Genomic DNA, 21,521 nt, shown 5'->3' on the forward strand with positions numbered 1-21,521 from the left:
AAGAGCAGTTGAACAGAAAGGAGTTTTTTGCATGGTAAATGCGACTGTAAAGCACGTCGTTAAACATTCTTTCTTATACAGCTATGCACTTAGTCAACCTTTTTTAATGAATGTTGAAGCATACCCTGCACTTCAAAATCAGCAATTATTGGATTCTTACCGTATGCAACATGGTGAACAAGGTGAAACCGTACGAATGTTGCAAAAAAAGCTAAATAAATTGGAGTACTATGATGATGAAATAGACGGTAAATTCGGTATCCTAACGGAACACGCAGTTAAAAAATTTCAATCGTCTAGGAACATTAAAGTGACCGGGAAGGCGAATATGGAAACTATGAAGCAATTAATTAAAGAAGAAAAACAGCAATATTTAGATCAGATCAAAAAGCTTTCTGGATCTATCTACCCTGGCTTACATAGTGAAGATGTTAAAATAGTCCAACAGTCATTGTATTATTTTGGTTACTATGAAGCTAATATTGATGGGATATATGGCCCTTTGACAAAAAAAGCTTTGGAACTTGCTGAGGAAGAACACGGTATTGAATTAACAAATCGTGTAACAAAGCAATCATTAACTTCATTATATGAGGCGAATGACGAAAAAGAAAAAGAAAAAGCCTTAAATACAACCGTAAAAGAAACAAAAATTGAAGCCGCTGAAAAAGAAGTGAAGCAAGCTTCCGTTAGTGGTGTAGGTAATCAATCGGGTATTATTCAAGAAGCAAGGGCTTATATTGGAACACCATATGTATGGGGAGGAGAATCCCCTGGTGGTTTTGATTGCAGTGGATATATTCATTTTGTTTACAAGCAACAAAATCGTACGATTCCGCGAACGGTTTCTGACATATGGAATTTTGCTACTCCAGTTGATACGCCGTCCGTTGGAGACCTCGTTTTCTTTCAAACGTATAAAAAGGGGCCTTCACATATGGGCATATATTTAGGAAATGGCACTTTTATTCACGCGGGTGAGTCACGAGGAGTAGAAGTTAGTAACATGAATAACTCCTATTGGAAAACGAGATATATAGGCGCAAAGCGAATTCAATAATTTTGAGATTTTGAATGCGTGAATTTTCACTTAATTAGCCGGAATGATCTTGACTACCAATGTAAAACAAGTTATATTGGTATCAAGCGAAGAAGATGTAAGGATTCATTACAAAAGGCAGCTTCCATAGAGGTGGATGTTTGTATGATCCAATCTTCTATCGAGGCTGCTTTTATTTTAAATGTATTCTATTTATTTTCTTTGTATTACCACGTTACCTTTTTTACGTGAAAGAATTTAGGAGGATTATTTACATGCAAAATGGAGTAGTAAAATGGTTTAATGCTGAAAAGGGATATGGCTTTATCCAAATGGAAGAAGGAGACGATGTATTCGTTCACTATTCTGCCATTCAAGAAGAAGGATTTAAGTCGTTAGAAGAAGGACAAGAAGTAACGTTTGAGATTGTTGAAGGAGAACGCGGGCCACAAGCCGCAAATGTTTCAAAAGCATAATACGATTCAAACATATAAAAGTGGTAATCTCTTATAGATTACCACTTTTTCAGGTTTCTTCACAGACTTTTATTTGTACGCTTTTGCTAAAGCTGCATTTTCTTCTGGTATACGAACCGTTAGTAATAAAATATGCAACAACGGGAAAATTAAAGCTGTCCAAACGGCTCCAAACAGTAATGGAATTATAAACAATTCTACGCCAACAATTATATAATTCGGGTGCTTTACATACTTATATGGGCCTTTCTTTATGAGCGCTACTTTCGGTAAAACGATTATTTTTGTGTTCCAAAATCTTCCTAACGTTTGGATGCACCAAATTCTAGCTACTTGAGTTAAGCAAAAGATGAAAAGTAAAAAGTAATTAATCGATAGTTGTGCAGGTGTTTTGTATAATACTTCTAAAATCATCGTTATAAAAAACATCGTATGTAATACGATAAACCATTTATAATGCTTTTGACCGACCTCTAGACCACCTCGTTTTTTCATCCATTCCTCGTTTCTTTTTGCGATATGAAGTTCTGTTAATCGCTGTCCGATAATGAATAATACTATTCCTACAAAAAACCAGTTCTCCAACTACTCATCCCTCCATTCTAGCAATGCTAGCTCTGAACTGAATCCTGGGCCGAGCGCGCTTATCATCGTAGGCTGGTGTAGTGTATGTTCCGCTAATAGCCATTCATAAAGCACATAAAACACAGTCGCAGAGGACATATTTCCATGATTGCGCAACACATTGTATGAATGATTGAGCTGCGTCTTAGATATACGTAATGCCTTTTCCATTGCTTGTAGAACCTTCGTTCCACCTGGGTGAGCAATATATTGTTGGAATCCCTGTTCCTTCCAGATTGTATTTGTTAAAAACTGTTCAACATGACCCTTCCAAATTGATTCAACTAATTGAGGGATCTGTTTAGAAAATAGTACTTCAAAGCCGTTATCACCTATATCCCACCCCATAATGTCGATGCTATCTTTTTTAGTAAACGAGCTTGATTTTGTTATTTTCGGTGCTGGTCTTTTTTGATGATTAACAATGGAGGATTGTTCACCTATTAAAAGAACTGCTGACACACCGTCCCCAAATAATGCCGTCCCAACAAGATTTCCCATACTTAAATCATTTTTTTGGAACGTTAAACTACATAACTCACAGCAAATAATTAAGGCGTTTTTTTCTTTATTTGCTTTTATCCATTCGGTTGCTCTAGAGAGCCCCATTGCTCCACCAGCACACCCTAACCCCCAAAGCGGCATACGAATCATATCTTCCCTAAACGTACGTGCATTTAATATGTGTACATCAATTGATGGCGTTGCAATTCCTGTACTTGATATAAACATAAGCATATCAATTGCTTCATATGGAATCGTATTATTTAAAAAGCTTGAATTTGATAAACAATGATCAATTGCTTCTAACGACTTTTTAGTAGCCCACTCAATATACAAATCATTTTTCTCTTTGAATGAATGTTCTTTAGTAAACCAGTTAATGTCTACTGCAAGCTGCCTTTCGTTAATCATTGTATTATCAAAAACCGGGAGTAATTTATTCAATCCCCTATCATTTCTAGGGAAAATTTCTTTTACAAATTGCTTCACTTGTTGCTGTTTGATGTTGTGGTCCGGAATGCCGAGCCCAATGGAAGAAATATAAGCCAATTTTTAGTCACCTTTTTTATCTTAGCTTTTACTGGAATTCAATATTTATTCTTCAAATGGCCACATATTTTTCACAAACTTTTTAAACATAAATGTTCGTAAAATCATCCTTTCAGTTTGTTCCAGCGTAATTGAACAAATTGTGAAGTGTTGCCACTACTGCTAATTCGGCTTGTATATTTGTGTATCATTAAAGTAGAACGAAGGAGTTAATGGGTAGCTATTTTTCGTTCGAATCGATTACGTACTACCATTACTTTTTAATTTAGATGAAGGGAGCAGTTGTTCATGGAGAAATTAATAAAAACGGACCGTTCAAAAGAAGCACATGAAAAACAAGAAACTGCATTCAAAGGAACGTTTATTTCTGTAATGATTTTAGGTTTGTTTTTAATTGTGTCATGGGTTGGAGTATGGGCATTGTTTTTATCACGTTAAAGAAGGGAGATTTGACAAATGAACATGCATAAATACGAAAAGATTTGGCTTTTATTTGGTACGGCTACGCTATTAATTTTTCTAATTATTGTAGGAATTAGTGCTTTTTATATGGGGAACCAACCGCCAAGCTGTGCGGTCACACTTGATCCAGAAAAAGTGGATGAGACTGCACCTTTCGATGATCCAGGATTGAAGCAAATTGGAGATAATGAATACCAATTAACAATTGTTGCTTCTGCATTTAATTATGATGTCGGTACGGATGATAAGATTGTTCAAATTCCAAAAGGAGCAACTGTTCATTTTAATGTGACAACAAAAGATGTTATACATGGCTTCGAGCTAGCAGGTACGAATGTAAACATGATGCTTGAACCTGGCTATATTAGCACGTATACAAACACGTTTAAAAAGGCTGGGAAATTTACTTTAGTGTGTAACGAATACTGTGGTGTCGGTCATCATTTAATGGCAGCTACAATTGAGGTGATTGAATAATGATAAAATCAATAAGAAGTATTCAAACAGCTGATGCAAAGTTAACAATGGCACATATGTACGTTGCTTTTGCAGCTCTATTCGTCGGTGCCACATGTGGACTCTTGCAAACATTGGAACGTTCTGGTCACTTTACATTACCGGCAGGCATTGGGTATTATCAAATCTTAACTGTGCACGGGGTTGTCCTTGGTTTAGTATTAACTACATTTTTTATTTTAGGGTTTATGCTTGCTGCTCAGAGCAAAACGACTGGCGGTTATAATTCATTCGAACGTAGAGTCGCATGGTTTGGCTTTGTATTAATGACAATAGGTGTAATCATAACTACTATATTTATTTTATTGAATGAGGCAACGGTTTTATATACGTTTTATGCGCCGCTAATGGCTCATCCAGGCTTTTATATCGGGTTAACGCTCGTTATTATCGGTAGCTGGTTAATTGGTTTTGTAATTTTTCGGCGACATGCACGTTGGAGAAAGGAAAATAAAGGCGAACGTAGCCCTTTATTAAGCTACATGGCTGTTATCACAATGTTAATGTGGCAAATAGCAACGTTAGGTGTTGCTGCAGCAGTTTTAGTTCAGTTTTTACCATGGTCTCTCGGAATTACCGATTCAATTGATGTATTAGTTAGTCGTACCCTATTTTGGTACTTCGGACATCCACTTGTTTACTTTTGGCTTTTGCCCGCGTATATGATGTGGTACGCAATTATGCCAAAAATAATTGGCGGGAAAATATTCTCTGATTCTTTAGCTCGTTTATCATTTATTTTATTGCTACTCTTTTCCATTCCAGTTGGGTTTCACCATCAGCTGACAGAACCAGGAATTGATCCGTTTTGGAAGTATATACAAGTAATTCTAACCTTTTTAGTCGTTATTCCTTCACTAATGACTGCGTTTTCTATGTTTGCAACATTTGAAGCACGTGGACGTCAGCTTGGAGGTACTGGACTATTTGGCTGGCTTAAAAAATTGCCATGGAAGGATGTCCGATTTCTTGCCCCTTTCATCGGTATGGTTTGGTTTATCCCCGGCGGTGCAGGAGGAATAATAAACGCTTCAAACCAAATGAACCAAGTCGTTCATAATACGATATGGGTAACAGGGCATTTTCACTTAACTGCTGCGACTTCCGTTATGTTAACTTTTTTTGGAATCGCATATTGGTTGATACCATCTGTAACCGGACGTAAGTTAACAGACAATATGAATAAATTGGGTATCGTTCAGACAATTGTATGGTCCGTCGGTATGGCGATCATGTCTGGCGCAATGCATTGGCAAGGCTTATTAGGAGGCCCTCGTCGTTCTGCTTATTCAGAATACGTTGGAAATGCGGACACTGCCGCTTGGGGAAGCTATCAAATAGCCCAAGCGATTGGAGGATCCATCTTATTTATCGGGATGATTATAATGCTAATTATCTTCATTAACCTAGCATTCTTTGCACCAAAAGGAGAGCAAGAATTTCCAATTGCAACCGTTTCAGAAGCATCTGGAGAAACGCCTAAAGTATTTGAAAAATGGTCACTCTGGATTGGAGTCACAATCGCACTCGTTTTATTTGCATATACAATTCCGTTTATTGATATTATTCAAAATGCACCTCCTGGATCTCCTGGGTTCAAACTTTGGTAACTATAAATAAGGAGACGACACGTATAGATAGCGATCATTAGGAGGGAAGATTTTGAAAAAAATATACATTGTGTTTGCAAGTCTACTTGTTTTAGGAATATCAATTGGCATATTTTATTTGCAAGTAATTCGACCTGGAAATGCTGAGTTGCCAGCCGATGTAGTTATGGAAACGATCTTTGAAGAGGAATATACTTTTTCAAATAACGATAACAAGGCGAGATTAATTGAATTTATGTATACAAACTGCCCAGATGTCTGTCCGTTAACGACGTTAGAAATGGCTAAATTGCGAAATACACTTGTCGATGAAGGAGTATTTGGCGACAATGTAGAATTTATTACAATAACAATTGATCCAAGCTATGATACACAGGAAGTTCTTTCAGATTATGCGAGCCGATTTGAAGTTACTTCACCCGATGATGGATGGACGTTTATCCGAGGGTCTGAAGCAGATACTAAAAAAATTGCCGATGCTTTAGGTTTCATGTATCGTGATCCAGGTACTGGAAATATAATTCATTCAACCTTCACATACTTTATCGATGAGAATAATAATTTAACAGAAAAGTTCACTATGGGAAAAGGATTTGATCGCGATAAAGTATATCGCAGAATTATGAGTACAATCAATTAACTGCATAAAAGGATAAAAAAATAGCTCCTCTCTATTTACGAAAACGTATGTATAAGAGGAGCTTTTATTTAATTTTTTTTGCCAAAGTATTGGTAATAATCGGTACGAACAAATCCATTAAACAGCTTTCTTTTTTTTGTAGCTTTTTTTCCTATATAGCCTTCAATATTTTCAAATGCTGTCATAATGTATATACTCCATGTTGGATTTTCTTTAATCAACTTACCGAGTGCTTCGTAAATATCTTTAATTTCTTTAGTATGTCCGAGACGCACTCCATAAGGTGGATTGCTAATCATATACCCGTTTTCTTGTTTGAGTAGAAGATCGCTTACTTGCATTTGCTTCCAACTAATTAATGTTCCAAGACCTGCTTCTAAAGCATTAGCATTAGCAATGCCAACCATTTTATGATCGATATCTGAGCCCACAATATGAAGATCGACATCATAGTTTGCTAAATCCTCTGCTTCCTCCAACGCTTGTGCCCACAATTTTTGCTTCACAAAATGCCAGTTTTCAGACGCAAATTCCCGATTAAACCCTGGTGCTATGTTTTGACCGATCAATGCCGCTTCAATAGGAATCGTCCCCGACCCACAAAATGGATCGATGAGTGGATATTCCGGACGCCAGTTCGTTAGTAAGACTAATGCCGCTGCTAACGTTTCTTTTAATGGTGCTTCTCCTTGTCCTACGCGATACCCTCTTTTATGTAAACCAACCCCTGAAGTATCTATTGATAATGTCGCCTTATCTTTAAGAATAGCCACTTCTACTTTATATAAAGCACCTGTTTCCGGCATTCTCGATGCAAGACCGTGTTTTAGCTTTAATCGTTCAGCAATCGCCTTTTTCACAATGGCTTGGCAATCCGAGACGCTAAATAAAGTCGATTTATGTGACTTCCCTGATACAGGAAACTGTCCATCCTCACTAATAAACTGCTCCCACGGTAACGCTTTTGTAGCTTCAAACAGTTCATCAAACGTTGTAGCTTGAAATTCACCAACAACTAACTTTAAACGATCTGCAGTTCTTAACCATAGATTACTACGAGGAATAGCTATTATCGGCGCTTCAAAAATAACCTTTCCATTATCTACCTCTGGTTCATAACCAAGCTGTCTTACTTCTTGTGCTACGATCGCCTCTAATCCCATGGCAGCTGTAGCAATTAGTTTTATTGATTGATTCATAACCATTCCCTTTCCCTTCTTACTCCGTTAAATAAGTGTAACATAGTTATTATTTAATGTGCTATTTAAACGAAACGTACGATTGAGTCACGTATTTGTGGGTGTGTTATTTTAAGAAGTTAAAAAACCTCTCTCTTTAGTATTCGTTAATTTTAGTATTGATTCCTACCGACCGCAGTAGATATACACTACGCTTCCTGTGGGCAGTGAAAATCAACGGTGTTATTCATGTGTATATCGTTCGAAGTAAAATTGATCACATATTATCTAGTTAGATTCGTGCATCTGTTCCCCCACAAACATGTTACTCATACGAAACGTACATTGGCTCCAAAAAACGCAAAAAAACTTATTTAACAGTTTGCACTACTAAATAAGTTCTCCGTATGACCATTAAATACTCGATAAGCCATGTTCTGTTCCTTTGTACTATATCGGTGGTCAGCCTTGTACGCCGGTCGTAATCATTTATCTACAAGCTATTACTTGTCCCTTTTTCGGTTCATTTCCCTAATCAAGGATGCCCCTACCATAGTTTGGGTTGCTCACTCATGGGGTTTACCCGTTCCACTCAAAACGTTTCCATTCTGATTTCGTCACTGTGGCACTTTCAAGGCTTTCATCCATATCACTAGGTGACTTAGGTATGAATACCTGCCGTTAACCTAAAAGGTTACCTTGACTTATGATTTCGTCAAGCATGAACACTACAAACATCTCAGTTTGTGTGAGCATGGACTTTCCTCTACACAAAACGTGCAGCGATTACGTGAGTATTTAATTGTGTATGAGCTATTATAACATAAAGACAGGCTTCATTCATTAGTAAAGATTAACAATCACTTCTCCTGTTTCCAAATGATCATCGGTTTAAAAAGAATCAGAATCAATTTCATTGTATTTCTTTCCAAACACAGCCTTCTCCAAATTTGACAGCCTTTTAAGTACATCATAATTTACTTGATGCACAGAATTCGCTGGTCGAGATCTTGTGTGCTCGGAATTTTTCCGTAACCGTTCATTTTCTTGCGTTAATCGCTCAATATGCTGCTGAAAAACAGAATAGTCTTTTATTATAATATCAAGAAACTCATCTACTTCTTCTTGTTTATACCCACGCATCGCTATTTTAAATTCTTTATCTAAAATTTCTTGGTTGCTTAATTGTATGTGATCAAGTTTCATATATAACACCTCATTATGGTTTAATACTATCCAGCCTCTTTTACGATATCAACAATAGTTTATTATCCAGTTTATAGTATTATGCTAAGCTATCTAACATTATAGCATAAAAAAAGAGACACAAAGCTGTCTTCCGATAATAGCCTTTCTTTGCTTAATCCATATCATCCGCATTGAATGAAAATGGTAAAAGCGCCTCCAATGTAACGGTTTTCGTTTGTTCATTTCGGTTTGTAAGATGAATTTTCATATTTGGATCAAAAAATTCACTCATTACTTGTCGACAAGATCCACAAGGTGGCACAGGCCTTTCCGTATCTGCTACAACTGCAAATTCTACAAAAGCAGAATCACCGTTCGCTAACGCATTAAAAATAGCAACCCTTTCAGCACAACATGTAACAGGGTATGCCGCATTTTCAATATTACACCCTGTATAAACTTGCCCTGATTCAGTAAGTACTGCAGCACCTACAGCGAAATTAGAATACGGAACATATGCGCGCGTTCGAGCCTTTTTCGCAGCTTTGATCAATTTCTCTTTCATAACGCCATTCCCCCTATTATAATTCATTCAATAATTGATTAAAAATGTAATTACACGATTTATTTAGTTCCATGTATCGTTTACGCCTTGCGTCAATATAGTAACTATGCAATAAGAGTAACTCCATATTTTCTTTGGTAGATACGATTTGATGCGGATGAACATTAACCTTTCTTTGTTTGATCGCTTGTAAGGAAAGTTCTTGCCACTGTTCCAACAATAAATAGATCGGGTTCGTTTCCTTTTTGACATACAAAAAAAATTGCTTGTCATTCTTATCTTGAGGCTTCAAGCCATTATCATATCGTATTTTTAATGCATCTAGCTCTTTTATTAATTGTTTCGTATTGTTTTTTAATTCAAGCATGTAAAAACCTGCCTCATCATTTACTCTATGTATCAATGTACCATTTTTGGCAAAAAAATAACACCTATTTGACGCAATAGGTGTGTACTCATTCACTTAGTTAATTGATTTAATTTTGCTTTGACATCTTGAATGTTTTCTAATTGGATGTCATACCATTCATTAATTTCATTCGTGCAACAAAGTGTTGTTTTTTGATCAATTAACCGAATTTGATTCAACATATGCAGCAATGCGGTGTCAATGTCAGTTGCAGATACTTCTTTTGTTTCGTTTGCTATTCTTAAAGCAATTGCCATTCACTTCACCCCATTCATATTTTCACGTATAACACTTCTGTTTCAACTATTCGCTTCACTAAATTCATTTCCTTCAAGGTCGACAAAACTAGAACAAAACACTCAAAACTAGTGCAATTTCGCACTTTTTACTTTAACAAAATCGAATCATAAAGAATGAAAATTATGCCATAAATCAATTTTGTTATATAATGAACATGGAATTCATTTCACCAGTTATTCACCCGGCGTGCTCGTTGATTGGAGGTTCGACTATGCGCTATCCAAATGGATTACGGAAAAGCTCGTTTCAAAACAAACGGACGAGGGAATCCTATAGTAATCGTGGCATGAGCTTGGAAGAAGATATTAATCAAACGAATAAATATTACTTAACTACAGACAGGGCGATCATTCATAAAAAGCCAACCCCTGTTCAAATTGTGAAAGTTCATTATCCGAAACGAAGTGCTGCAGTTATTACAGAAGGATACTTTAAACAAGCTTCAACTACGGATTATAATGGGTTATACCGAAATAAATACATCGACTTTGAAGCAAAGGAAACAAAAAACAAAACATTATTTCCTCTCGCAAACATACATGAGCATCAAATAAATCATATGAAGTCAATAATTGCACATGGAGGAATATGCTTTATGATAATACGGTTTTCGTTATTGAATGAAACGTATTATCTTGAATCTGAACTGTTATTTGATAGCTGGAATAAAAAGATGAATGGCGGCAGAAAATCAATTCCTTATGAAGAAATTAAGCAGCATGGCTACTTGATTCCTTGGAACTTTAACAAGAGGGTTGACTACTTGTCGGTAATTGATAAGCTTTATTTTTAGAACGGAGGAATGGAGCATGGCAGACAAAGGCCAATCTCGTACAGCAAGAAGAAAACAATTAAAATCAAAGAAAAAACCGATCTGGAAAAAAATTATTATGATCCTAGCAATGCTTGGTCTACTTATCGGCATCGGTGTAACAATCTTGTTTTCCTACTATATCATTACAGCACCTGAAATAGACGCAGCAAAGCTTTCGGATCCTTTTTCTTCAAAAATATACAATAAAGACGGAGAATTCGTTACAGATATTGCAGCGGATGAAAAACGAACAAAAATAGAATACAATGATTTGCCTCAAGTTTTAATTGATGCAGTCACAGCTACAGAGGACGCACGTTTCTTTAAACATTCTGGCATCGATCTAAGGCGGATTGGTGGTGCGATTAAAGCAAATATTACAAATGGATTTGGTTCAGAAGGTGCTTCTACCATTACACAACAAGTTGTGGAAAACGCCTTTTTATCTTCCGACAAGAAAATAAAATTAAAAGTTCAAGAGCAATGGCTCGCTTTAAAACTAGAGCGAAAATATTCCAAAGAACAAATATTAGAAATGTACTTAAATAAAATTTTTTATGGCAGTGGTGCATACGGAGTTGCAAAAGCTTCTGAAATATATTTTGGTAAAACGGATTTACATGAATTAACACTAGAGGAAGCGGCGATTTTAGCAGGCTTGCCACAGCGCCCTTCGGCTTATAACCCATATAACAATCCTGATTTAATGAAAAAGCGTATGGATACTGTATTAACCTTAATGGTTCGACACGGGAAAATCACTGAACAACAAGCAGATGCTGCAAGACAAGTCGAGATCGCTTCGCTGTTAACTGAGAAACGACCAGATTCCAAACCATATGAAGCTTTTATCCAAAAGGTAGAAAAAGAAGTTCGTGAAAAAGTAGATGGAGCAAATATAAATACAGATGGGTTAAAAATATATACAACGTTAGATAACTCTATTCAAGAGCATGTTGAATTTTTATTAACGGATAGTGAGGAAAATCCGATATCTTATCCAGATGAAGAGCTTCAGGCTGGAATGGTCGTTGTCGATACTAAAACAGGTGGCATCCGAGCAATTGGCGGCAGCAGAAACAATAAGAATGTTGATGGCTGGAACTATGCTTTTAATGAACAAGGCAGACAACCTGGGTCAACCTTTAAGCCGATATTGGCTTATGCACCTGCAATTGAGTATGAAAAATGGTCCACCTATCATCAACTAAATGATGATAAACCATATAAAATAGGCAATATTGAATTCCGAAATCATAACCGCCGATATCAAGGCTGGATGTCTGCTCGTTTTGCGCTTAAACATTCGTTAAACGTTCCGACATTAAAAGCAGCGGATGAAATTGGGCTTGATCGTGTTAAAACATTTGGAGAAGGTCTTGGCATCCAGTTTTATGAAGATACCATTGACATTGGCGATGTGATCGGCGGCTCATCAACAAACACTACACCTTTAGAGCTTGCTGGGGCATACAGTGCTTTCGGAAATGAAGGGATTTACAATGAACCGTATACGGTCACAAAAGTAGAATTCCCTGATGGTTCGAGTGTCGATTTAAAACCAGAACCTAAAGCAGCGATGTCCGATTACACAGCGTACATGGTAACGGATATGTTAAAATCAGTCGTGCGTGAAGGAACTGGTACAAATGCCAATATTCCTAGTCTTCCTGTTGCTGGTAAAACAGGAACAACGAATTTAGAAGGAAAACGTGGCGCAAACAATTCTTGGTTTGCTGGATACACAACGAATTACACCATTTCCGTTTGGACTGGATACGATGACCATAATAAAATAATTGAAAATACGCAAGTACCTCACGCATTATTTAAAAATACAATGACAGAAATCTCGAAAGGTATCGATACGCCTGACTTTGTAAAACCAAGCTCTGTAGTTGAAGTAGCTGTGGAAAAAGGCTCAAATCCCGCTTTGTTGCCGAGCAAATACACGCCAAAAGAAAACATCGTAACCGAGCTATTTGTTAAAGGACATGAACCAACAAAGCAATCTGAAAAGTTTGATGAGCTTGACCCGGTTAGCGATTTAAGTGCAACGTATAATCAAGAAACAAATGAAATAGATGTAGAATGGGCTTATAGCTCTGATGAAGACGTTTCGTTTGAAGTAAGCGGCAATTTAACAGAGGGACAAATGAACAAGCTTTTAACTACCGAAGATACATCCCTTTCTATATCGGAAATTGAACCAGGTAGACAATATACGATTCAAGTTGTTGTTGTGAGTAACGAAAGCACCTTGAAAAGTGAAGCAAAATCAACAACTGTTACGGTACCTGGAGATGACGAAGCCGAAGAGGAAGAAGATCAAGCAGAAGAAGAACCGGATGAATCGGAGGATAATGAGCAAGAAAAAACAAACATCCCACCAGTAGATGGACTTAACTCTGCATATAATAAGGAAAAACAAATTATAAATGTTTCTTGGAATTACAATGGTCCTCCTGCTGCATTTGAAGTGGATGTGAATGGCAATAAGCAGACTGTACAATCGAATGGTATCGAAATAAGCGGTGGCTCACCAGGAAATACGTATACAATTACGGTGACACCAATTGGAACAAAAGGTGCTAATAATGGTGTGAAAGGCGAATCACGCAGTATAAAACAATCGATACCTGATGAGCAAAACGAGAACGTAGCTGAAGATGAGTAACCATTATTTTAAGGCTTAAAACATTTGAGCCTGTGAATACGACATCGAGAGCTGATTTTGTTCATAATTGGATTTTTCATCATAGCAACTTTATTTATCCGAGCCTCATTAAATATAAAAGAAGTCAGTATTTCATCTCTCGATGAATTACCTGACTTCTTTTATTATGTTTGGAACGAAGGACCCGCTCCTCTGTACAGCACCTTTCATTGTACTCCAAGCACATATTACTCATATACGTACTTAAAGTTTTACGTATGTGCTCTCCATCCTTCTGTCCTCTAATTATTGCGTAAGCTTTTTCATTCTCTTCTTTCCTTCTCTACACAAATTTAGTAAAGGACATTGCGGGCATTCTGGATTTCTTGCCTTACAATGATATCTTCCGAAAAAAATCATCCGATGATGCGTAGCTCCCCATGCTTCTTTCGGAACCTTTTTCATTAATGTTTCTTCTACCTCTAAAACAGAATCCTTCCACCGACAGATCGCTAATCGCTTAGAAACACGCTCAACGTGTGTATCAACTGCAATGGCAGGCTCATTAAAAGCTACAGAAAGAACTACATTTGCTGTTTTTCTACCGACACCAGCAAGCGTCATTAATTCCTCTCTCGTATGAGGAACGATTCCCTCAAAATCAGAGAGAAGCGAATGGCAAAGTTTTTGAATATTTTTAGCCTTTGTTCGATTTAAACCTATTGAGCGGATATCTGCCTGCAATTCTTCAAGAGGGACAGCTAAATAATCTTCAGGAGTCTTATATTTGTTAAAAAGATCTTTTGTTACTTTATTTACTAAAACATCGGTACATTGAGCGGAGAGCAAGACAGCAATTACTAATTCGAAAGGGTTGGAATGCGTTAATTCGCACTCTGCATTGGGAAACATATCTTCCATTACACATAAACATTCGTTTATTTGTTTTTTTGTTAGCACTTATCATTCCTCACCTTTCAACCAATTGTAATAGATCGATGTATCTCTCTTAACAGGCTCGTATTGCTTATTTACTTGATTGCTTCGGAAGTTCTTACCAGCAGCTCTGGCTTGTTCTACAGATTTAATCCCTTTCTTTTTCCATTCACGTAAAATCCGATCAATATATTTAAAGTTCAGCTTACCCATTAATACAGATTCTCTCAAGCCGGCTTTGATTAACGCAGGAGCTATATTATCTTCGTCAAGCCATACATTAACCGTTTCAATTTCAAAAGGAGAAAGCGGTCTTCCAAATTCTTGTTCAAAAAGAATAAACAAACTACCTTCATGAAGATCCTTTTGCTCACTATTATCCGTAGTAAACAGTCTTTTCCATAAAGGATTGAGACTATATGCTTCACTAATTTGATTTTGTTCATTTTTAGTTTGTTGTATTTCTAATACATTGCGCTGAATAAGTGTCCGCAATATATTTGCACATTCTTTTTCATTAATTGTTAAATGACCCGCTAATTCAGCTGGTGTAGGGAATTGTACGCCCCTTTGTAAAAAACAGTGTAATTGTAAAATGATCATCATATCCTGTTCATTTAAACCAATTGATGTGTAAGAAGTAAATAATTTCATTGGTACGGAAATTTGATCGGATAATATTTGTTGTAGATCCATATGCTTCGTCATAATAACACCTCTACTTCTATTATATCACGACTCATCGTAAATTTTGCTCTCTCTACGATTAAGTATTGTGTTTACAGATCTTCTATTAAGAAATTACAGCTTGCAATTACCCTATTTGTATTCGTTAATTAGTGTTCATAATAATATGTACTACACTTTTTGTGATCGATCACTAATAGCACGGGCCTAGTCACGTATATATAAAATCGATTTAATATCTGCTATATTAATTAACGAAAAAATCCCTTGCATGCAAGCAAGGGACATTCATCAAGACGTTATTAAGCTTGATTATTAATAACAAAACGCTTTATTCGCTTTGCTGCTTCCTCTAAAATGTCGATCGAAGTAGCATAAGATAAACGAACGTTATCTGGAGCACCAAATCCAGATCCAGGCACAAGTGCAACCTTTTCTTCTTCTAGTAACGCTTCAACCCAATCATCAACAGTTTGAAAACCATTCATTTCAGCTGCTTCTTTTACATTTGGGAAAAGGTAAAAAGCACCATTTGGCTTTTTGCAAGATATTCCAGGGATGTCGATTAGCAATTGATATAACTTTTCCAATCGTTCAGAGAATGTTTTCCGCATTTGAACCGTCGGATCGAATTCAGCTTCATATGCTGCCAATGCAGCGTACTGTGCGATCGATGTCGGATTTGAAGTAGCATGTGAAGCATGATTTGTCATTGCTTTAATAATAGGTTCAGGCCCTGCAGCATATCCAATGCGCCAACCTGTCATCGCATGAGACTTACTAACTCCATTAATAATTACAGTTTGGTCCTTTAACTCACTTGATAATTGTGCAATTGAAATATGTTTATCATCCGTATAAATTAGCTTTTCATATATTTCATCAGAAATAATTAATAAATCATTTTTTAAACAAACGTCCCCTATTTTTTGCAATTCCTCTTTCGTATACATCATACCTGTCGGGTTACTAGGCGAGTTAATGATTATTCCTTTCGTTTTAGCTGTAATTGCACCTTCTAGCTGCTCTGGAGATAATTTGAAATTATTTTCTTCCAAGGCAGGCACAAAGACTGGTTTACCACCTGCTAACTTTATCTGTTCGGGATAACTTACCCAATAAGGTGCAGGTACGATCACTTCGTCGCCATCATTCAATATCGCTTGAAATAAAGTAAATAATGCATGCTTTGCCCCTGTCGTTACAATAATTTCATTGCTTTCGTAATTCAAACTATTATCTTCACTAAACTTTTTTGCAATTGTTGTTTTTAGTTCAGCAACACCACCAGTTGGCGTATATTTTGTTTGCCCATTGTCCATAGCTGATTTTGCTGCTTCGATAATATATGCTGGTGTATTAAAATCAGGTTCACCTACACCTAAACCAATAACGTCAAATCCCTGTTGTTTTAATTCCTTCGCCTTCGCTGAAATAGCCAATGTAGATGAAGGTGTTAATGTATTTACTCTGTTTGCTAACTTCATTTCCTTCCACCTCTTTTATTTAAACATTGTAGAAAATCGAAATTGTTCGTATGGCGTGCCATCGAATAAAGATACGTACTCAAAAACATATCGATGTGTCTTATCCGTATATGTAAGCTCCCATACAGGTTTATTATTAATCATGCCCGGTACAATTTTAATTAGAGTGCATTCCGAACATTCATTTTCCCATTTCTTTAGTATCGATTCTTGATTGATTAACTTGCGCTCATCAAGTACTAAAATTTCCCCATCATTCGATATTGGTACGAATGCAACTTGTTCTTTTTCATCGTTTGTTGTTCCAAAAACAATGTGGTACGTTTCTTTTTCGTAAAATGCAGTTATGTCATTTATTTCGGTAATTTTCGTTTCATTAATAACTTTTTTTTCCGTTTCTGAAAATCCCGCTGTTTTAATGTCAATCATTTCATTATATAAGTATGCGAAATAAGTAAGTCCAGTTATAATTGCAAGTAGAACAAATAAAGCACTCCACTTTACCCACTTAATTGTACGTAAATTCAATTTTATTTACCTTTCTATTTAACAGATTTTGCCCAATTATTATCAAAAATTGTTACTTATAGAACACGACATACGACAAATACTATGAAATGTAAATACCATACAAAAGCATACGTACAAAATATTATAAATCACTTCTAACCCATACCTTACTATTTTATACTAATACATGCAATATGTATTAGTTTTTTTTTAATGCCACTTGCACGATTACGGGTCTGCGTAAATTATTCATAATCACCGCTTAAACCAATCTGTTGCTTGATTTAATAATTCGTACGTAGAATCATAACTAACCGGCACTTCAGGTATTGATTGTAGAAATATTTTTCCATATCGTGCCGTCATTACCCGGGAATCACAAACGAATACAATCCCTCGATCGCGACTTGAACGAATTAGCCTACCAAATCCTTGTTTAAATCGAATGACAGCATGTGGTAAGGCAAGTTCTGTAAACGGATTTTTATTTTTTTGCTTTAAATTATTCGCTTTTATTTCGTACACAGGATGGTTAGGCGGCTGAAACGGCAAGCGAACGATTACTAAGCACGCTAATTGTCCACCAGGTATATCAACACCTTCCCAAAAGGAACTTGTCCCTAGCAAAATCGGTTGTTCATACAGTTGGAAATTTTTAATTAATCGCTGTCTGCTTCCACTTGTTATTCCTTGTGCGAGCAAATCGTAAGCAAAAAACTCACTCATTGCTTCTTTTAATATAAAATATGCCTTCTTCAGCATATCATACGATGTAAATAAAACGAGCATGCGGCCTTTCGTAATTTCCGCCAACGACAAGATTGCTTCACATGTGGAGTAAATATAATCATCTGGATTATCTTGCGCTATAGGCGGAAAATCATTAGGGATAAGAAGCTGTGCTTGCCGTGCATAATTAAATGGAGAGCCAATTTGTTTTGTTCGCACTTCTGTTCCATTTAAGCCGAGACCGGTATGAAAATAATCAAAGGAATCCTTCATCGTTAACGTAGCGCTAGTTAAAATCACACTTTCTTTTTTTGCAAAGAGATTTTCATGAAATGCAGTCGCAACATTAGCTGGCTGGCGATATAAATACACAGCATTTTTAGCCCCGTGATTTTCTACTTCAATCCAGTCTACGTTGCTCGTTGAACGATCTTTATTAAAAAAATGCTCCATGCTAACAATATACGAGTTTAACGTTTCTTTAACGTTATTCAAATTACTTACCGTAGTTTTATTTTCGATTTGATTTTTTATTTTTACGATCAGACGACTGGCATTACGTAAATATAAAATTAGGCGGTTAGCTTTATCAATAAGCTGCTCCCATTCCTTTTTACTTTTATCATACTTATCCAGCCGATATTGCAAACGTCCTACATCATTAAAAGTTGATTTGCTTTTCCTTTTTTCAACTACATATAAATAAATTGATCGGAATAATGCATCAAGCTCATACTTACTATTTGAAATTGCATCATCCCATAAATCAACTTCAATACCTTTTGGATAATCGACTAAAACGGTTGTTATTACTTGATTTAACTGGTTAATTGCATGCTGCATCGTAACATAGCTTAGCTTTAATCCAATATGTTTCGCAGCTGTATCTTCCAAATGATGAGCCTCATCAATAATAACTTTTTCGTAAGGAGGCAACTGGCTGTACGCACTAAATAAATCCGTGCATAATAAGGCGTGGTTCGTTACAATAACTTGAGCTGTTTCTGCTTTTTGTCTAGCTCGACGTGCGTATGACCAATTGTACCATGGACAGTGAATATCCTTGTTGTCTTCTCCTGCGCTCGATATCTTTTTAAAATACGTATAGCCAGTAGAAGTTAGCTGAATTTCATCTATATCGCCTGTTATCGTTTCGGTTAACCATACGAGTATTTTTGCCTTTGTTAGTATAATGTCATAATTAGAATGTTCATTAGCAGTTAAATCATGGGCGAATTTCTCTAGACTAATATAATGGTGTTTTCCTTTTAACAAAGCTACTTGAAAGTTATAACTAATTAGCTTAGCCAACAATGGTATTTCGTTTTCCATAAGCTGAGATTGCAATTGTGTTGTTTGAGTGCTTATTACAATTCGACGTTTCTCGGACAACGCTATGTAAATGGCAGCAATTAAGTAGGCTATTGACTTGCCAATACCAGTGCCAGCTTCAATCGAAGCATGCTTGTTTTGTGTAAAAGCATCAAATACGTATTCTGTCATTTCTCGCTGACCACTTCTACTCTCATAATGCGCAAATACTTGCTGCATTGTGCCATCCTCTTCATATAACTGGTCTAAAAAGTCACCAAATGAAGGTAATTCGACGGCATCTAATTCTCTCCACTGTTCGTCAAGTTTAAATGCAATCCCACGATGAACTACAAATTCTTCATTCTTTTTTGGAGCAGAAAATAGGAGCTGTCGATGACATTGTTCCAATACAATTGCAAGATCAGAATGAAAATGCTTTTCCATTTTCAACAAATGTTCGATCGTTTCAATTGGTAAACGATTTAGCTTCTCTACTAACTTCAAAAAAAGCTCGGCTGTCACATAGGCATCGGAAAGTGCTCGGTGTGGATGTTTATGTGTAAGTGCAAATTCCGTAGCAAGCTGGCCTAGCTTGTAGCTTTTTACGCTCGGTAATACTATTCGAGCAAGCTCTACTGTATCAATCACCGGGTTGTTAATCGCTTTTTTGCCATTTCGTGTCAATTCTGCATTTAAAAAGCGAACATCAAATGTCGCATTATGAGCAATTACATAACTGTTCTCAATATAAGCACGTATTTCATCCGCTTTTTCATAAAATAATGGTGCGTGTTTTACATCTTCGTCTTTAATTCCTGTTAAATTAGAAATAAAAAGCGGAATTGTTTTCTCAGGGTTTAAAACAACTGAATAATTATCTACAATTTTATTGCCTTCTATTGCTACAATTCCAACTTCAATGATACGATCATTTTTTGTTGGAGCATTCCCTGTGGTTTCTAAGTCCAGGACAACAAACCTTTGCATAATCCCACCTATTTCTTTTATTATCCCTTATGTATCATATCGTTCGATTAAAAAAATTAATTACCCGCTTTGTATTACATTTCTGTCATTGGCGGCTCTTGTTCCAGCATTTGTTCAATTTCATTTTCTTCGTTCATAATCGCTACCTTTGGTTTAAAGGTTGTTAGCGCTTCATTTGGGACAATTGCATATGCAATTATGATAACTGTATCTCCTTTTTGAACTAATCGAGCTGCTGCGCCATTTAAACAAACTACACCTGATCCTCTTTCTCCTGGGATGACATAGGTCTCCAAACGGGCACCATTATTATTATTTACAATTTGAACTTTTTCATGGGGGATAATATCTACTTTTTCTAAAATATTTTGGTCAATTGTTACACTGCCGACATAGTTTAAGTTCGCTTCTGTAATCCGAGCGCGATGTATTTTTGCTTTCATTAGTGTGCGGAACATCCTACTTCCTCCTATTTAAATCGATTAACATTATTTCCATTCTCATCTAAAAGTATATTATCAATTAAACGCGCATTCGCAAACTGTACTGCTATAGCCAATATAGACTGTTCATTGATAACTGAAATAGGTCTTAGAGCAGGATAGCTATACAGTTCTACATAATCGATCGATCCACTCGTTTCATTTGTAAGGACAGCTTCTACTTCTTTAATAATCGTATCAGGATTTTTCTCGCCGTCAACTACTAAATTTTGACCTATTTTTAATGCTTTATATAGCGATGCTGCTTCCTTTCGTTCTATCTGTGATAAGTATACGTTTCTACTACTTTTAGCGAGTCCATCGTCTTCTCGAACCGTTGGGATACCGATTAACTCTAAAGAAAAATTCAAGTCTCGTATTAATGCATCTACAACTGCAACTTGTTGCGCATCTTTTAATCCAAAATATACTTTATCTGGCTGAATGATATGGAAAAGCTTTGTTAATACAGTAAGAACACCATCAAAATGACCAGGACGTGAGCGACCGCACAGCACATCTGTTCGATCATTTGCAATAAGTGTAACCATTCGTTCGTTAGGATACATTTCATTTGCACTAGGCATAAATAAAATGTCCACTCCGTTTTTCTCGGCAAGCTGAATGTCTCTACTTTCATTTCTTGGGTACGTTTCAAAGTCTTCATTCGGTCCAAATTGAAGAGGATTTACAAATATGCTAGAAATAACAATGTCATTATCTTTTTTCGCTTGCTGCATTAAAGTAAGATGTCCTTCATGAAAATAGCCCATTGTTGGGACGAAGCCGACTTGCTTCAAGTTTAAATCGATTAATAACCTTTGCATTTCCGTTATCTTTTTTATAATTTTCATATTTT

General features: G+C 36.4%; 22 protein-coding genes and 1 other RNA gene. 8 read left to right on the forward strand and 15 right to left on the reverse strand.

The genetic code is table 11. The annotated features are described in order from the left end of the window. On the forward strand, positions 1–1,060 hold a 1,060-nt coding region (locus tag ACLIBH_RS02150), incomplete at its 5' end, for a C40 family peptidase (protein ID WP_439315037.1). 254 nt (positions 1,061–1,314) lie between these two features. Continuing rightward, a complete protein-coding gene (locus ACLIBH_RS02155; protein ID WP_439315038.1) occupies positions 1,315–1,515 on the forward strand; it encodes a cold-shock protein in 201 nt (66 codons plus the stop codon). A 69-nt stretch (positions 1,516–1,584) separates the two neighbouring features. Here the strand turns inward: ACLIBH_RS02155 and ACLIBH_RS02160 are convergent, their stop codons facing one another. Together ACLIBH_RS02160 and ACLIBH_RS02165 are read right to left on the reverse strand one after the other, a co-directional pair. Next, positions 1,585–2,100 (reverse strand): isoprenylcysteine carboxyl methyltransferase family protein, encoded by a 516-nt coding sequence (locus tag ACLIBH_RS02160; protein ID WP_439315039.1) that lies wholly within the window; start codon positions 2,098–2,100, stop codon positions 1,585–1,587. Then, complete coding sequence (locus tag ACLIBH_RS02165) at positions 2,101–3,192, reverse strand: type III polyketide synthase (protein WP_439315040.1); 1,092 nt, start codon at positions 3,190–3,192, stop codon at positions 2,101–2,103. It lies immediately after the preceding gene. Between the two features lie 288 nt (positions 3,193–3,480). Between ACLIBH_RS02165 and ACLIBH_RS02170 the strand changes: the two genes are divergently transcribed. From ACLIBH_RS02170 to ACLIBH_RS02185, 4 genes are read left to right on the forward strand one after another with little or no spacing between them, the layout of a single operon-like run. Continuing rightward, on the forward strand, positions 3,481–3,630 hold the full coding sequence (locus ACLIBH_RS02170) for a cytochrome c oxidase subunit 2A (protein ID WP_439315041.1): 150 nt from the start codon (positions 3,481–3,483) through the stop codon (positions 3,628–3,630). Positions 3,631–3,648: 18 nt separating this feature from the next. Continuing rightward, positions 3,649–4,131: a cytochrome c oxidase subunit II gene (locus ACLIBH_RS02175; RefSeq protein ID WP_439315042.1), complete on the forward strand. Its 483-nt coding sequence runs from the start codon at positions 3,649–3,651 to the stop codon at positions 4,129–4,131. Beyond that, entirely contained in the window at positions 4,131–5,780 is a 1,650-nt protein-coding gene (locus tag ACLIBH_RS02180) for a b(o/a)3-type cytochrome-c oxidase subunit 1 (RefSeq protein ID WP_439315043.1), read from the forward strand. Before ACLIBH_RS02175 ends, ACLIBH_RS02180 begins: the two co-directional genes overlap by 1 nt. Positions 5,781–5,832: 52 nt before the next feature. Continuing rightward, the gene (locus tag ACLIBH_RS02185) at positions 5,833–6,420 is read left to right on the forward strand and encodes an SCO family protein (RefSeq protein ID WP_439315044.1); all 588 of its coding nucleotides are present in this window, start codon (positions 5,833–5,835) and stop codon (positions 6,418–6,420) included. A gap of 68 nt (positions 6,421–6,488) precedes the next feature. On the opposite strand, the gene ACLIBH_RS02190 is transcribed toward ACLIBH_RS02185, so the two are convergent. The 6 genes from ACLIBH_RS02190 to ACLIBH_RS02215 all read right to left on the reverse strand — a co-directional run bounded on the left by ACLIBH_RS02190 (position 6,489) and on the right by ACLIBH_RS02215 (position 10,017). Continuing rightward, on the reverse strand, positions 6,489–7,619 hold the full coding sequence (locus ACLIBH_RS02190) for a THUMP domain-containing class I SAM-dependent RNA methyltransferase (protein WP_439315225.1): 1,131 nt from the start codon (positions 7,617–7,619) through the stop codon (positions 6,489–6,491). 400 nt (positions 7,620–8,019) lie between these two features. Then, positions 8,020–8,396: RNase P RNA component class B (gene rnpB, locus ACLIBH_RS02195), an RNA gene on the reverse strand. Between the two features lie 93 nt (positions 8,397–8,489). Continuing rightward, positions 8,490–8,804 (reverse strand): cell division regulator GpsB, encoded by a 315-nt coding sequence (gene gpsB, locus ACLIBH_RS02200; protein ID WP_439315045.1) that lies wholly within the window; start codon positions 8,802–8,804, stop codon positions 8,490–8,492. Between the two features lie 154 nt (positions 8,805–8,958). Then, entirely contained in the window at positions 8,959–9,351 is a 393-nt protein-coding gene (locus ACLIBH_RS02205) for a cytidine deaminase (RefSeq protein ID WP_439315046.1), read from the reverse strand. 16 nt (positions 9,352–9,367) lie between these two features. Then, the gene (locus tag ACLIBH_RS02210; protein WP_439315047.1) at positions 9,368–9,718 is read right to left on the reverse strand and encodes a DUF1798 family protein; all 351 of its coding nucleotides are present in this window, start codon (positions 9,716–9,718) and stop codon (positions 9,368–9,370) included. 92 nt (positions 9,719–9,810) lie between these two features. Further along, the gene (locus ACLIBH_RS02215) at positions 9,811–10,017 is read right to left on the reverse strand and encodes a hypothetical protein (RefSeq protein ID WP_439315048.1); all 207 of its coding nucleotides are present in this window, start codon (positions 10,015–10,017) and stop codon (positions 9,811–9,813) included. 254 nt (positions 10,018–10,271) lie between these two features. Here ACLIBH_RS02215 and recU point away from each other — a divergent pair, with 254 nt between their 5' ends. Then, entirely contained in the window at positions 10,272–10,853 is a 582-nt protein-coding gene (gene recU / locus ACLIBH_RS02220; RefSeq protein ID WP_439315049.1) for a Holliday junction resolvase RecU, read from the forward strand. Between the two features lie 16 nt (positions 10,854–10,869). After that, complete coding sequence (locus ACLIBH_RS02225; RefSeq protein ID WP_439315050.1) at positions 10,870–13,551, forward strand: PBP1A family penicillin-binding protein; 2,682 nt, start codon at positions 10,870–10,872, stop codon at positions 13,549–13,551. Between the two features lie 285 nt (positions 13,552–13,836). Here the strand turns inward: ACLIBH_RS02225 and nth are convergent, their stop codons facing one another. The 7 genes from nth to panC form a co-directional block, all read right to left on the reverse strand. Then, positions 13,837–14,490 (reverse strand): endonuclease III, encoded by a 654-nt coding sequence (gene nth, locus ACLIBH_RS02230; RefSeq protein WP_439315051.1) that lies wholly within the window; start codon positions 14,488–14,490, stop codon positions 13,837–13,839. A gap of 3 nt (positions 14,491–14,493) precedes the next feature. After that, entirely contained in the window at positions 14,494–15,174 is a 681-nt protein-coding gene (locus ACLIBH_RS02235) for a DnaD domain-containing protein (protein WP_439315052.1), read from the reverse strand. Positions 15,175–15,455: 281 nt separating this feature from the next. Continuing rightward, on the reverse strand, positions 15,456–16,640 hold the full coding sequence (locus ACLIBH_RS02240) for a pyridoxal phosphate-dependent aminotransferase (RefSeq protein ID WP_439315053.1): 1,185 nt from the start codon (positions 16,638–16,640) through the stop codon (positions 15,456–15,458). A gap of 15 nt (positions 16,641–16,655) precedes the next feature. Next, positions 16,656–17,168 carry a cell wall elongation regulator TseB-like domain-containing protein gene (locus tag ACLIBH_RS02245; protein WP_439315054.1) on the reverse strand — a complete coding sequence of 171 codons (513 nt, stop codon included), beginning with the start codon at positions 17,166–17,168 and terminating at the stop codon, positions 16,656–16,658. Between the two features lie 237 nt (positions 17,169–17,405). Then, the gene (dinG, locus tag ACLIBH_RS02250) at positions 17,406–20,180 is read right to left on the reverse strand and encodes an ATP-dependent DNA helicase DinG (protein ID WP_439315055.1); all 2,775 of its coding nucleotides are present in this window, start codon (positions 20,178–20,180) and stop codon (positions 17,406–17,408) included. 74 nt (positions 20,181–20,254) lie between these two features. Continuing rightward, a complete protein-coding gene (gene panD / locus ACLIBH_RS02255; protein WP_439315056.1) occupies positions 20,255–20,638 on the reverse strand; it encodes an aspartate 1-decarboxylase in 384 nt (127 codons plus the stop codon). An 11-nt stretch (positions 20,639–20,649) separates the two neighbouring features. Then, the gene (panC, locus tag ACLIBH_RS02260; RefSeq protein ID WP_439315057.1) at positions 20,650–21,516 is read right to left on the reverse strand and encodes a pantoate--beta-alanine ligase; all 867 of its coding nucleotides are present in this window, start codon (positions 21,514–21,516) and stop codon (positions 20,650–20,652) included. Positions 21,517–21,521 lie beyond the last annotated feature (5 nt).

It is taken from the genome of Virgibacillus sp. W0430 (assembly GCF_051846935.1).
Taxonomy (GTDB): Bacteria; Bacillota; Bacilli; order Bacillales; family Amphibacillaceae; genus JBPYCR01.